At 68.9% G+C, this 12,862-nt stretch carries 9 protein-coding genes; 3 read left to right on the forward strand and 6 right to left on the reverse strand.

Annotated features, from left to right (window positions below; genetic code table 11):
• Positions 1–10: 10 nt before the first annotated feature.
• The 3 genes from TA3x_RS22845 (at position 11) to TA3x_RS22855 (ending at position 4,807) form a co-directional block, all read left to right on the forward strand.
• On the forward strand, positions 11–2,326 hold the full coding sequence (locus TA3x_RS22845; RefSeq protein ID WP_435016983.1) for an FdhF/YdeP family oxidoreductase: 2,316 nt from the start codon (positions 11–13) through the stop codon (positions 2,324–2,326).
• 113 nt (positions 2,327–2,439) lie between these two features.
• A complete protein-coding gene (ggt, locus tag TA3x_RS22850; protein ID WP_435016984.1) occupies positions 2,440–4,194 on the forward strand; it encodes a gamma-glutamyltransferase in 1,755 nt (584 codons plus the stop codon).
• 109 nt (positions 4,195–4,303) lie between these two features.
• Positions 4,304–4,807, forward strand: coding sequence for an MgtC/SapB family protein (locus TA3x_RS22855; RefSeq protein WP_435016985.1), 504 nt, complete (start codon positions 4,304–4,306; stop codon positions 4,805–4,807).
• A gap of 41 nt (positions 4,808–4,848) precedes the next feature.
• Here the strand turns inward: TA3x_RS22855 and TA3x_RS22860 are convergent, their stop codons facing one another.
• The 6 genes from TA3x_RS22860 to TA3x_RS22885 form a co-directional block, all read right to left on the reverse strand.
• Positions 4,849–5,802 (reverse strand): beta-propeller domain-containing protein, encoded by a 954-nt coding sequence (locus tag TA3x_RS22860; protein WP_435016986.1) that lies wholly within the window; start codon positions 5,800–5,802, stop codon positions 4,849–4,851.
• A 67-nt stretch (positions 5,803–5,869) separates the two neighbouring features.
• Complete coding sequence (locus TA3x_RS22865) at positions 5,870–6,139, reverse strand: hypothetical protein (RefSeq protein WP_435016987.1); 270 nt, start codon at positions 6,137–6,139, stop codon at positions 5,870–5,872.
• A 43-nt stretch (positions 6,140–6,182) separates the two neighbouring features.
• Entirely contained in the window at positions 6,183–7,661 is a 1,479-nt protein-coding gene (locus TA3x_RS22870; RefSeq protein WP_435016988.1) for a DUF1501 domain-containing protein, read from the reverse strand.
• 80 nt (positions 7,662–7,741) lie between these two features.
• Positions 7,742–10,738, reverse strand: coding sequence for a DUF1553 domain-containing protein (locus tag TA3x_RS22875; RefSeq protein WP_435016989.1), 2,997 nt, complete (start codon positions 10,736–10,738; stop codon positions 7,742–7,744).
• Positions 10,739–10,909: 171 nt separating this feature from the next.
• Entirely contained in the window at positions 10,910–12,328 is a 1,419-nt protein-coding gene (locus tag TA3x_RS22880) for a DUF1501 domain-containing protein (protein ID WP_435016990.1), read from the reverse strand.
• Positions 12,329–12,510: 182 nt separating this feature from the next.
• Positions 12,511–12,753: a hypothetical protein gene (locus TA3x_RS22885; protein WP_435016991.1), complete on the reverse strand. Its 243-nt coding sequence runs from the start codon at positions 12,751–12,753 to the stop codon at positions 12,511–12,513.
• Positions 12,754–12,862: the final 109 nt, after the last annotated feature.

Raw genomic sequence — 12,862 nt, forward strand, 5'->3', positions numbered from 1 at the left:
GGAGGGCGACGTGTCCGATCCTGAGAAGAAGCCCGAGACCGCCGACGTCGATGTCCGGCCGTATCATCATCCGGCCGCCGGCTTCGGCGCGATCCTGAGCACGATGAAGCACGCCGTCAACGAGATGGGCGTGCTCCGCAGCGTGTCGATGCTGCTCAAGGTCAACCAATCCAACGGGTTCGACTGCCCCGGCTGCGCCTGGCCCGACCCCGGCGCCGGGCACGGGTCGCACGCGGAGTTCTGCGAGAACGGGGCCAAGGCCGTCGCCGCCGAGGCGACCAAGCACCGCGTGACCCCGGAGTTCTTCGAGGAGTGGCCCGTCTCCCGCCTGCTCGACCAGTCCGACCACTGGCTGGAATCCCAGGGACGGCTCACCACCCCGATGCACCTGGCCCCCGGCTCCGACCACTACGCTCCGATCGCCTGGGACGAAGCCTTCCGCCTGATCGCCCGCGAGTTGAACGCCCTGGCCTCCCCGGATGAGGCGATCTTCTACACCTCCGGCCGGACAAGCAACGAGGCGGCGTTCCTCTACCAGTTGTTCGTCCGCCTGTACGGGACCAACAATCTCCCCGACTGCTCGAACATGTGCCACGAGTCGAGCGGTGTCGGGATGGGGGAGACTCTCGGGGTCGGCAAGGGGACGGTCTCGCTCGCCGACTTCGACCTGGCCGACGCCATCTTCGTGATCGGGCAGAATCCCGGGACCAACCATCCCCGGATGCTCTCGGCCCTGGAAGCCGCCGCGCGTCGGGGCTGCCACATCGTCAGCATCAACCCGCTCCACGAAAAGGCCCTGGAACGCTTCTCCCACCCGCAGGACGTCCGCGACCTGCTGACCGGCGGGACGGCCATCGCCGAACTGTTCCTCCCGGTCCGGATCAACGGCGACGTGGCCCTGCTCAAGGGGATCATGAAGGAGGTGCTGGAGGAGGAGCGTCGCCGGCCCGGCGAGGTCCTGGATCACGCCTTCATCGCCGAGCACACCTCCGACTTCGAGGCCTTCGCCGCCGCCCTGGAGGCGACCTCCTGGGAGGAGATCGTCCGGGAGAGCGGCATCGATCGCGAACTGATCCGCCGAGCCGGGCAGATCTACGCCAACGCCGGGCGGGTGATCGTCTGCTGGGCGATGGGCCTGACCCAGCACAAGAACGCCGTCGCCAACATCCAGGAAGTCGTCAACCTGCTGCTGTTGCGGGGCAACCTCGGCAAGCCGGGCGCCGGGGCCTGCCCGGTGCGGGGGCACAGCAACGTCCAGGGCGACCGGACGATGGGGATCTACGAACGCCCCTCGGAGGTGTTCCTCGACCGCCTCGGCGCAGCGTTCGGGTTCGATCCGCCCCGCCACCACGGCCACGACGTGGTGGCGGCGATCAAGGCGATGCACGAGGGGCGGGCCCGCGTCTTCTTCGCGATGGGCGGCAACTTCCACTCGGCATCGCCGGACACCGACTACACCGCCGAGGCCCTCCGCCGCTGCCGCCTCACCGTCCACGTCGCCACCAAGCTCAACCGCTCACACCTGGTCCACGGCCGGGAGGCCCTGATCATGCCCTGCCTCGGCCGCACGGAGCTGGACGTCCGGGCGTCCGGCCCTCAGTTCATCACGGTCGAGGATTCGATGAGCGCCGTCCACGGCTCGCGGGGGAGCCTTCCCCCGGCGTCGGACGACCTGCTCAGCGAGCCCGCCATCATTTGCGGGCTCGCCCGCGCCACCCTCGGGCCGGGCTCCCCCATCGACTGGGAGGGGATGGCGGACGACTACGACCGGATCCGCGACCGGATCGCCGAGGTCATCCCCGGCTTCGAGGACTTCAACGCCCGGGTCCGCCGGCCGGGCGGGTTCGCCCTGCCCAACAACGCCGCCCGGCTCCGGTTCGACACCGCAACCGGCAAGGCCCGGTTCACCGTCCACCCGATCCCGAAGATCCCCCTGCTCCCCGGCCAGTTGCTGATGATGACGGTCCGCAGCCACGACCAGTACAACACCACGGTCTACGGCCTCGACGACCGCTATCGGGGGGTCTATCACGAGCGTCGGGTCGTCTTTTTGAACCCGGACGACATCCGGGACCTGAAGCTGGTCGATCGCCAGGTGGTCGACCTGATCGGCGAGTTCCGCGGCGAGACGCGCCGCGCGTCGCGATTCATCGTCGTGCCGTATGACATCCCCCGCGGGTGTGCGGCCACCTACTTCCCCGAGGCCAACGTGCTGGTGCCGGTCGATGACTTCGCCGACGGCAGCCGGACCCCCGCATCGAAGTCGGTCGTGATCCGGGTCGTCCCGACCCACTCGGCGGATCGAGTCGAGGCCCCGATGGCATAACTTCGCCGCCCTGATCGATGTGAGGCCGATTCCGCCCGCCCCGACCGGCTGGTAGGATGGGCTTCCGCGTGCGCATGGGTTTCGGATCGGTCGTCAGGGGTCGGGGTTTGCTGATGCGATCAAGCGTCCTGGTCGGGGTGGTGGTCGGAGGTTGGTTGGCGGTTTGGGGTCCGGTCCGGGCATCGGCCGAGGAAGGGCAATTTCGCTCGCGGGTCGTCGTGTCGCAGCAGGAAGACGCCTCGGCGGCCGGCCGGCAGGTGATGCGGGATGGCGGCAACGCCATCGACGCGGCGGTGGCCACGGCCTTCGCGCTGGCGGTCACGCACCCGGCGGCCGGCAACCTGGGCGGGGGCGGGTTCATCGTCGCCTACCTGGCCGACACCCGCGAGGTCGTCACGGTCGACTTCCGCGAGATGGCCCCGAAGGCGGCCACCGAGCGGATGTACCTGGGCGAGAACGGCCTGCCCGCCCGCGGCCATCGCGCCGGGCCGAAGGCGGCCGGCGTGCCGGGGACCGTTCGGGGGCTGGGCCTGGCCCACGCCCGCTGGGGCCGGGCCAAGTGGGCCGACCTGGTCCGTCCCGCCGAGGCGCTGGCCCGCGATGGCTTCGTGATCTCCGACACGCTCGCCCGCTCGCTCAACGCCCAGCTCGAATCCAACGACCCCAAGGACGGCGCCGGGGTCCCCGAGGACCTGGGGACGACCGGCGACCGGCTCGCCGACTTCGCCGCCTCGGTCGCCGCCTTCCGCAAGCCCGACGGCGCCCGCTGGAAAGAAGGGGATCGCCTGATCCAGCGCGACCTCGCCGACACCCTCGCCCGGATCGGCCGCGACGGGCCGGGCGAGTTCTACACGGGCGAGACCGCCCGCAAGATCGTCGCCCACATGGAGTCCCTGGGCGGGCTCGTCACCATGGACGACCTGGCCGCCTACGAGGCCAAGGCCCGCACCCCGATCCACGGCACCTACAAGGGCTACGACATCTTCGGGATGGCCCCGCCGGCCTCGGGCGGGATCCTGATCGTCCAGATGCTCAACATCCTGGAGCGGTTCGACCTCAAGGCCGACGGGGCCCAGTCCCCCCGCACGCTCCACCGGATCACCGAGGCGATGCGGCGCGGCTTCTACACCCGGGCGACCGCGATCGCCGATCCGGCCTTCTTCACGGCCCCCGTCGAGAAGCTGATCTCCAAGTCATACGCGGACGAGTTGGCCGGATCGATTGACGAGGGCAAGGCCACGCCGAGCGAAAGCCTCGCATCGTTCCCGATCATCGGGGCCGAAGGGAATCACACGACCCATTTCTCGACGCTCGATGAGAAGGGGAACGCCGTCGCCCTGACATATACGCTGGAGGAGGGCTACGGCAGCAAGTCGGTGGTGGCCGGCGCCGGGTTCCTGCTCAATAACGAGATGGGCGACTTCAACCTCGTCCCGGGCCGGACCGACACCCTGGGCCGGATCGGCACCCCGGCCAACCTAATCGCCCCGCGCAAGCGGATGCTCAGCTCGCAGTCCCCGACGATCGTCCTCAAGGACGGCAAGGTCCGGCTGGTCACGGGCTCTCCGGGCGGCCGGACCATCCCGAACACGACCCTGTGGGTGATCCTCAACGTCCTGGAATTCGGCCTGAGCCCGCGAGAGGCCGTCGATGCCCCCCGGACCCACCACCCCTGGTTCCCGGATGTCCTGAACATGGAAGGGACCGCCTGGTCCCAGGCGACCCGGGAAGCGTTGCAGGCGATGGGCCACAAGCTCCGCGTCGGCGGCATCCAGGGGGATGCCCACACGATCGTCGTGGACACGGACGGCACGATCCACGGCGTCGCCGACCCGCGTCGGAAGACGTCGCGGGCTGTCGGCGACTAATCCTCGGTCGCATATTCAGGATCCAGGATGAAGCCGCCGGCCGGCGTTCGGGATGTCACCCGATCCGCCCGCCGGCCTCCCGGTATCGATGAGCGAGGTTCGGTCTAACATGTTCGAGACGATCTTCCGATCCGTGGTCGGCGAGTTTTCCGACCTGTCCCTGCCCCACGCCGTGCGGCTGGCGGTGCGGCTGCTGGTCGCCGCTCTGATGGGCGGCCTCCTGGGGTGGGATCGCGAGCGTGCCGGCAAGGCGGCCGGGCTCCGCACCCACATCCTGGTCGCGACCGGGGCAGCTGCCTTCATGGCCATCCCCCAGCAGTCGGGGCTCGACCCCAATGGACTGTCCCGGGTCCTCCAGGGATTGATCGCAGGGATCGGCTTCTTGGGGGCCGGGTGCATCATGAAGGGGGATACCGAGAGCCAGGTGAGGGGTCTCACGACCGCCGCCGGGATCTGGCTCACGGCGGGGGTCGGCGTCGCCGCCGGGATGGGCCGGGACATGTCCGCCCTGCTGCTCGGCGGCTTCGGCTACTTCACCCTCTCCGCCATCGGACGCTGGGAGAGGAAGCTCGGCCTGGACGACCTGAGCGACGAATCAAATCGGGCCAGGTGACATCATCGGGGGGGCCTATGATCCGGCCCGCCCCCGGGCATTCAGTCGAACACGATCGCCGCGGCGAGGTCGTTCCCGAAGATCTTGTGGTCCTTGAGGGTCCAGACGACCTTCTTGTCGCGGGTCACCTCGATGAGCTGCGGATTGCCGGGCCCGGCGTGGGTGTTGCCGAAGACGAGGTTGCCGTTGGCGAGCGGCTGGAGGTTGGTGACCCAGGCCAGCTTGATGCCGGGCAGCTCGTCGTGGTCGATGCTCCAGACGAGCTTGCCGGAGGGGTCGACCTCGAACACGCGGTTGTTGTTGCCGCCGGCGATCAGGGTGTTGCCGTCCGCTTTGCGGAGGGCGTTGAAGACCTCGGTGCCGTGGCCTTCGTGGCCTGGGGTCGCCGGGCGGCCGGCGAGGTCGAGCTTGTAGCTCCACACCACCTTGCCCGCGTCATCGTACTCGCGGACCACCCCGTCCAGTTCGTGGCAGACGAGGTAGTGGCCATTGTCGAGCTTGCGGGCGCGGCGGGTGTCCCGGTGCGAGTCGGGCCGATCGACGACCAGGGGAATCTCTTTGACGATCTTGTCGTCCTGGTCGACCTCGATGATCCGCCGGTTCCCAGCCTCTGCGATCATGGTCCGGCCGTCGGCCAGGCGCTGGAAGGCGTGGATCTCGACCTTGCCGGTGTAGCCCGGCTTGGGCTTCGAGACGTGGGTCCAGACGACCTTCTTGTCCGGGGTGACCTCGACGATCGTGGTGTTGCTGGTCGGGATCAGGAAGTTGCCATTGTCCAGCGCGGACAGGTCGTGCGCCGTGTGACGGGGGGTCGGGAATTCCCAAGCGACCTGCCCCGCGGCATCGCGGAGGACGACCCGCCCGCGATCCTGGCCGAGGACGCGATGGGCGAGTTTCGCCGAGGCCGGCTCCTCGGCCCGGGTGGAACGCAGGACGATGGGGCCGATGAACGCCAGGGCGGTCATCGCGATGATCGTAGCAACTCGGGCGGTCATGAGCAGGTCGTCTCGGTGGAAAAGGGATTCTGTGACGGCAAAGGCCCGGGTTGGGCCCGCCCACCGTTCAGGCTTCGGGCACCGGCCCGGCCGGGCCTGGGGGCGTCTGGATCGGGTGGGGTTCGATCTGCTGACCTTCGGGATGCCACACGACGCCCTCGGCCCGGCTCATCTCGATCGCGCGTTCGACCATCCGCGGGACATCGATCCGCCCCGTCCCGTCGGGCTGCTCGATCATCAGGTCGCCGGTCACCGGGACGCTCACGAAGGCGTAGTCGGTCGTCGTGCGGCGAAGACGCCAGGAGATCGAGTAGGTCGGTTGGGTCGGATCGTTCAAGGAATTGCCCTCGGCGCCGGCCGGGATGATCGCGACGGATGACTCAAGCGATGATCTGGGTGATGGGGTCGGCCCCCTCCACGCCGACGAGCTTCTGGTCGAGTCCGCCGTAGAAGTAAGTCAGCGCGTTGGGGTCGAATCCCATCTGGTGCAACACGGTCGCATGAAGGTTCTTGACATGGAAGCGATCGGAGATGGCGGCCCCGCCCAGTTCGTCGGTCTCGCCCACCGAGATCCCCCCCTTGATCCCGCCGCCGGCCATCCACATCGTGAAGCCGTAGGCGTTGTGGTCGCGGCCGGTCCCCTCGGCGTACTCGGCGGTCGGCTGGCGGCCGAACTCGCCGCCCCAGATCACCAGGGTCTCGTCCAGTAGCCCCTTGCGCTTGAGGTCGGCCAGCAGCCCGGCGATCGGCTTGTCGGTCCGGCCGGCGTGGTAGTTGTGATTCTTGAGCAGGTCGCCGTGGGCGTCCCAGTTGCTGTCGTTGTGGGCGCCGCCGGCGTAAAGCTGGACGAACCGGACCCCGCGCTCGACCAGTCGGCGGGCCAGGAGGCAGCGGCGGCCGAAGTCGCGGGTGTTTTCCTGGTCGATGCCGTAGAGGGCCTTGGTCTCGTCGGTCTCGGTGTCGAGGTCCACCGCCTCCGGTGCCGAGCTTTGCATGGCATAGGCCATCTCGTAGCTGGCGATCCGCGCCGCGAGGTTCGAGTTGTCGAGCCGGTGGGCCTGATGGTCGGCGTTGAACCCGTTCAGGGCGTCGATCATCCGCCTCTGCTGTTCGGGCGAACGCCCGTCGGGGCGCCTGAGGTCGAGCACCGGCGTGCCCGCCGACCGGAGGATCGTCCCCTGGTAGGTGGCCGGCATGTAGCCGCTCGACCAGTTCTTGGCCCCGGAGATCGGCCCGCCGGTCGGGTCGAGCATGACCACGAACCCGGGCAGGTTCTCGTTCTCGCTGCCCAGCCCGTAGTTGACCCAAGAGCCGAGGCACGGGCTGCCCGAGAGGATCTTGCCCGTGTTCATCTGGAGCATGGCCGACCCATGGATCGGCGAGTCGGCCGTCATCGAGTGGATGAAGGCGATGTCGTCGACATGGTTCGCCAGGTTCGGGAACAGGTCGCTGACGTACTTGCCGCACTGGCCGTATTGCTGGAACTTCCACTTGGGGCCGACGACGCGCCCCTCGTTCTTCTTCCCGCCGCGACCGAAGGTCTTGATCGGGATCGACTTGCCGTCGAGCTTGTACAACTCGGGCTTGTAGTCGAACGTGTCCATGTGGCTCGGCCCGCCGTACATGAACAGGAAGATCACGCTCTTGGCCTTGGCAGGCAGCGGCGGCAGCTTGGGGGCGAGCGGGTTGGCAAACGCCCTGGCCTCCGCCGGGATCTCCGCACCCTTGGCGAGCCCGTCCTTGCCGAGCAGGCCGGCCATGGCCACCCCGGTGAAGCCGGCGCCGGCCTCCCACAGGAACTCGCGGCGGGTGCGGCCGCAGAACGTGCCCCGGGGCTGATCGGATCGAGGACGACTCATCGGATTCCTCTTTCGCGTGGTGTTCGGGCCGATGGCCTGCGGTGTTCGGGGGATCAGGGGGGCCGGGGCCCGCCCCGCGATCAATCGAGGTAGATGAACTCATTGAGGTTGAGCGCGACCAGGCAGAACGCCTCCAGTGCCTCGCGGGCCGAAGCGTGGTCGCGATCGCGGAGCGTCCGCATGAGGTCCAGGGCGCGGGAGATCTCGTCGGGCCGCGCGGGCCGGCAGGTGACCAGGGCGATCGCGCGGGCCGCCTGCTTCCCCGGGTCGTCGCCGACCTCTCGGGTCAGCCGGTCGGCGAGCAGGACGGCCTGCCGGTTGAGGAACGAGCCGTTGAGCATCCCCAGGGCCTGGGTCGGCTGGGTCGTCGCGAACCGGACCGGGGTCGACCGGTCGGTCTCGGCGAAGTCGAAGCTCTCCAGGATCGGATAGAGCAGGGATCGCTTGACGTGGATGTAGACGCTGCGGCGGGCCTGTTCCTCGGGCGAGGATTTGCCCCAGCCGTCGCCCGGCTTCGACTGCCCGGCGAGCACCTCGGCCGGGATCGCGGGATAAACGCCCGGCCCATACATCCGGGGATTCAGGGTCCCGGTGATCGCCAGGACCGAGTCCCGGATCTCCTCGCCCGAGAGGCGACGCATGTCGAACCGCCAGAATGCGTCGTTGGTCGGGTCGGCCTTCGCCGCCTCGGCTCGATCGCGCGAGGACATCCGGTAGGCGTTCGACAGGAGGATCGTGCGGTGGAGCGACTTCAGCCGCCAACCCCCGGCGACCAGCTCGCTGGCCAGCCAGTCGAGCAACTCGGGATGGGTGGGCGGGTCGCCCTGGGTGCCGAAGTTGTTGGGGGAACGGACGATCCCCCGGCCGAAGTGGTATTGCCACACGCGGTTGGCCATCACGCGGGCGGCCAGGGGATCGCGATCCGACACGATCCATTCGGCCAGCGCCAGCCGGCGTCCGCTGCTGTTGATCTCCGAGGACAGCTCGGGGATCCGAGGTTCGTCGGTGGAGAGGACCTGGAGGAACCCCGGATCGACCTTGTCGCCCGGCGTGTGCGGGTTGCCCCGGAGCATGACGTGGACGTCGGGCGCCTGCCGGCCGGCCTCGGTCACGCGGAGGATCCGCTCGCCGGGGGGCTGGGCCTTCTTCAGGGCATCGAGTTCACGCCTCAACTCCCGGTAGCGTGCCGCCTTCTCCGCCCCGATCAGCGAGGCGCCCTCCTCGCGGATCATCCGGGCCAGCTCTAATGGGCTGGCGAAGGTCGTCCCCTTCGCCTTGCCGTTCTCCTCGGACCGGTCCTGCATCGGGGCGGAGAGGGCTCGGTTCCGGAAGCCGGGGCCCGACCAGGCCACGGTGAGCCCGAGCCCGTGCCCCTTCTGGAAGTATTCGAGGCGGATCGGCACCTGCCCCCGGGTCAGGGTGATGGATCCGCGCTTCGGGTCGCCTTCGCCGTGGATGCCGTCGCGTTCGGCGACCTTCTTCTCATCGACGAGGAGCCGCGAGCCGTCGTCGGAGTCGAGGGTGAAGGTGTAGCGTCCGTCGGCCGGGACGATCAGCGTCCCCTCGAAGACGAAACCGAAGGCCTCGTCGCGGGTGCGGGGGGCGAGGTCGAATCGGCCGCCCGGGAGCTGGCCGGTCTGCTCGGGCTTCAACTCGTCGAAGGTCGGCAATTCGTCCCAGGTGTCCCGATAGAAACGGTAAGACAGGTCCACGATGTCCGCACGCTGGACGACCCCTCCTCGCCCCGAGGCCCGGTAGCGATCCTGGAATTCCGTCTCGATGGCGGTCAGTTCTGCCTGGGCGCGATCGCGCTTCTCCTTGATCTCCGCGATGGCCGCCTCGTGGGCCTTGCGGGCCTCGTCGTCGCGGAACATCAAGGACTCGTCGGTCGGCCCGCCGTTGCGGTAATCGTTGATGTTGCCGAAGAACGAAAGGAACCGGTAGTAGTCCTTCTGCGGGATCGGGTCGAGCTTGTGGTCGTGGCAGCGGGCGCAGTCGACCGTCAACCCCAGGAAGACCTGGCTGGTGGTCGCGACGATGTCGTCCAGCGAGTCGAAGTGGGCCTGTTCCCGGTCGGCCGGCTCGTCATCCCAGAGGCCGAGGCGATAGAAGCCGGTCGCCGTCAGGCCATCGACGCCGCCATCGGGCATCTCGTCGCCGGCGAGTTGCTCGCGGACGAACCGGTCGTAAGGCTTGTCTTCGTTGAACGATCGGATCACGTAGTCGCGGAAGCGCCAGGCATTCGGCTTGGCACCGTCACGCTCATAGCTGTTGGTCTCCGCGAAGCGGACGAGGTCGAGCCAGTGGCGTCCCCAACGCTCTCCGTAATGGGGCGAGGCCAGGAGCCGGTCCACGAGTTTCTCGTAGGCATCGGGGGCGGAATCGGCCTCGAACGCGGCGACTTCCTCGGGCGTCGGCGGCAGGCCGGTCAGGTCGTAGGTGATGCGTCGGGCCAGCTCCGACCGCGATGCGGGAGGGTTGGGGGCGAGCTTCTTCGCCTCCAGCCCCCGGGCGATGAACGCGTCGATCGGGCGGGCGGCCCAGGCGGCATCGGCGACCTTGGGGACCTCGGGGCGGACCAGCGGGCGAAATGCCCAGTGCGACCGATCGGCGTCGGTCACGGCGTAGCCGGGGCGGCGGATCGACCCATGCTCGGGCTCGGCGGCAACCTCGGCCGGGGCGGCGTCCCCGCCCGGCCAGGGGGCGCCCATGGTGATCCACTGGGCGATGGCCTCGATCTGCCGGGCCGGCAGCTTCCCCTTGGGGGGCATTTCGGGCCCCTCGTAGCGCAAGGCGGCCATCAGCAAGCTCTCGTCGGGCTTGCCGGGGACCACGCCGGGGCCCGTGTCCCCGCCGGAGATCATGGCGGACCGCGAGTCGACGCGGAAGCCCGCCTTGGGCTTGCTCGCCCCGTGGCACTTGCCGCACTGCTCCACCAGGACCGGACGCACCTGCGATTCGAAGAATCGAACCTGCTCGGCCGTCGGGGCCTGGGGCTCGGCGCCGAACGCCCAGCCGGCGGAATGCCAGCAGAGCACGGCCGCGAGCATCAGCTTCGACGAGTCGGGACGCGACATCGTGGCACCGTGTTGGAAGGGGGAGCGGTTGTGGGCGGGATCGCTTCGGGCGGGATGCAGGGAGGGAATGCCCGATATGCCAACCATCTTACGGCGTCGAACAGGCGATTGCCACCCGGTTTCCGAATCAATTCAACCAACTTTCGTGACGATTCGGTCGTTCGGCCCGATTTACAAGATGGCCCGGATCACCTCGCCGCGGCTGAGAGGAAGGGGTCGGCCCAGCGGGTCGCGGTATTCCGAATCGGGGGCATGCCCCAGGCAATGGAAGATCGTCGCGGCCAGGTCTTCCGGCCGGACCAGCCCTTCCTTCGGGTAGGCGCCGATCTTGTCGGAGGAGCCGTGGACCTGGCCTCCGCGCACGCCGCCGCCGGCCATGGCGATCGAGAAGACGGGCCCCCAGTGGCCGCGGCCGCCGTTGGCGTCGATGCGAGGGGTCCGCCCGAACTCGGCCATGCAGACGACCAGGGTCTCGTCCAGCCTGCCGCGACGGTCCAGGTCCTCGACGAGGGCCGAGAAGGCGCGATCCATGGGCGGGCCCAGATTGTCCCGGAGCCGCGATGCTTCGTTGGCGTGGCTATCCCAGCAGGGGTTGGCCGGGGGCTCGTCGACGCCCCGATACCAGTTCACCTGGACGAGGCGGACCCCGGCCTCGACCATCCGACGGGCCTGCAACACCCCTTCCCCGAAGGGGGTCCGGCCATACCGATCCCGGGTCGCGTCGTCCTCCCGGTCGATCTGGAAGGCGGCGCGGGCCTCGGCGGAGGCCAGGACGCCGAAAGCCCGGCGGGTGTGCTCGTCGAAGGCCGTGCCGACGGGGCTCCGGTCGATCTGTTCGAGGGCATGCCCTAGGCGGTCGAGGAGGTCGCGGCGGCGACCGACGCGATCGGGCCCAAGTCCTTCGGGCAGTGCGATCTCGGCGACCGCCTCGCCCCCGGCCGAGCCCGGCTTGACGTTCAGGAGCCAGGGGTCGCTGGCGCGGCCGAGGAACCCGGCATCCTGGCCGGGCCAAACGCTCCCATCGGTGTTAGAAATCCGGTGCGGCAGGGTGATCGCCGGGGGCAAGGTGCCGCGGGCGGGCGAGACCTGCCCGACCAGGGCACCCAGGCCGGGCCAATCGTTGGGTGCCCCCGGGTTGGCGTTCTCCACGTTCATGGGCTGGTGCGGGTTGCCCGTGAGCATGTAATAGCCGCTGGAGGAGTGGGCATTATCGCGGGTGCTCACCGCCCGGAGGATGCAGAGCTTGTCCGCAACCTTCGCCATGCCCGGCAGGATCGATCCGAACCGGATGCCGGGCACGGCCGTGGCGATCGGCCCGAACTCGCCGCGGATCTCCGCCGGGGCGTCGGGCTTGGGGTCCCAGGTCGAATGCTGGGGCGGGCCGCCCATCAGGAACAGGACGATGCAGGATTTGGCCCGGCCGAACGAACTCCCAGACTCGGACCGATCGGGGCGGGTGCCGGCGCCCGCGGCCTGGAGATGGGCCAGCGACAACCCACCCCCCGCCAGTCCCAGGCTCCCCAGGCGGAGGATCTCCCGGCGATTGAGCCCGTCGCACAGGGACGTTCGGGGGCCGAGGAGATGGATCATGATCGTTCCCGGGACCGGCCTTCGGCATCGGAGTCGGTTGTTCAACAACCCGAACGATAGCCGGTCCCATCGATCACCTCAAGGGACGATCGGGTCGCTGCCCCCTCGCCCCAGATCGTCCGCAACCCGGGCCGTCGATCCTCGCGGGCCCCACCGACCTCTGTCGGGGTGGTTGAACCGCCTCAGGCCGCGATCTCGTCGTCGCCGGACTCGTCGGCGTCATCACTGTGGTCCAGGTCGATTTCGAGGCGATCGTGGCGTTCCATGTTGGTCCAATCCAGCCCGAGGTCATCGAGCGAGACGGCCTCGGCGCGATCGTGGGACGATTCATGGCGGGCGTCGATCGGATCGTCGTCATACTGGTCGAGCCAATCTTCCTCGTTTTCGAAGCGGTCGGGATGGGGGACGCGATCGCGGACGCTCATGGCCAGATCTCCCGTGCGGGCGTGCTGTGCGGTACAGGTCATTCTATGCCACGGACGTCAAGGGAGCAGGATTCGGACGGCGACTTTCTCCCCGGATGGTCCACGCGTA

It is taken from the genome of Tundrisphaera macrotermitis, assembly GCF_051175315.1.
Lineage (GTDB): Bacteria > Planctomycetota > Planctomycetia > Isosphaerales > Isosphaeraceae > Tundrisphaera.

Excerpts from the sequence above, each read along its gene's own strand:
- ggt (WP_435016984.1), top strand. The coding sequence starts at position 2,440 with ATGCGATCAAGCGTCCTGGTCGGGGTGGTGGTCGGAGGTTGGTTGGCG.
- TA3x_RS22855 (WP_435016985.1), top strand. The coding sequence starts at position 4,304 with ATGTTCGAGACGATCTTCCGATCCGTGGTCGGCGAGTTTTCCGACCTG.
- TA3x_RS22860 (WP_435016986.1), bottom strand. The coding sequence starts at position 5,802 with ATGACCGCCCGAGTTGCTACGATCATCGCGATGACCGCCCTGGCGTTC.
- TA3x_RS22870 (WP_435016988.1), bottom strand. The coding sequence starts at position 7,661 with ATGAGTCGTCCTCGATCCGATCAGCCCCGGGGCACGTTCTGCGGCCGC.
- TA3x_RS22875 (WP_435016989.1), bottom strand. The coding sequence starts at position 10,738 with ATGTCGCGTCCCGACTCGTCGAAGCTGATGCTCGCGGCCGTGCTCTGC.
- TA3x_RS22880 (WP_435016990.1), bottom strand. The coding sequence starts at position 12,328 with ATGATCCATCTCCTCGGCCCCCGAACGTCCCTGTGCGACGGGCTCAAT.
- TA3x_RS22885 (WP_435016991.1), bottom strand. The coding sequence starts at position 12,753 with ATGAGCGTCCGCGATCGCGTCCCCCATCCCGACCGCTTCGAAAACGAG.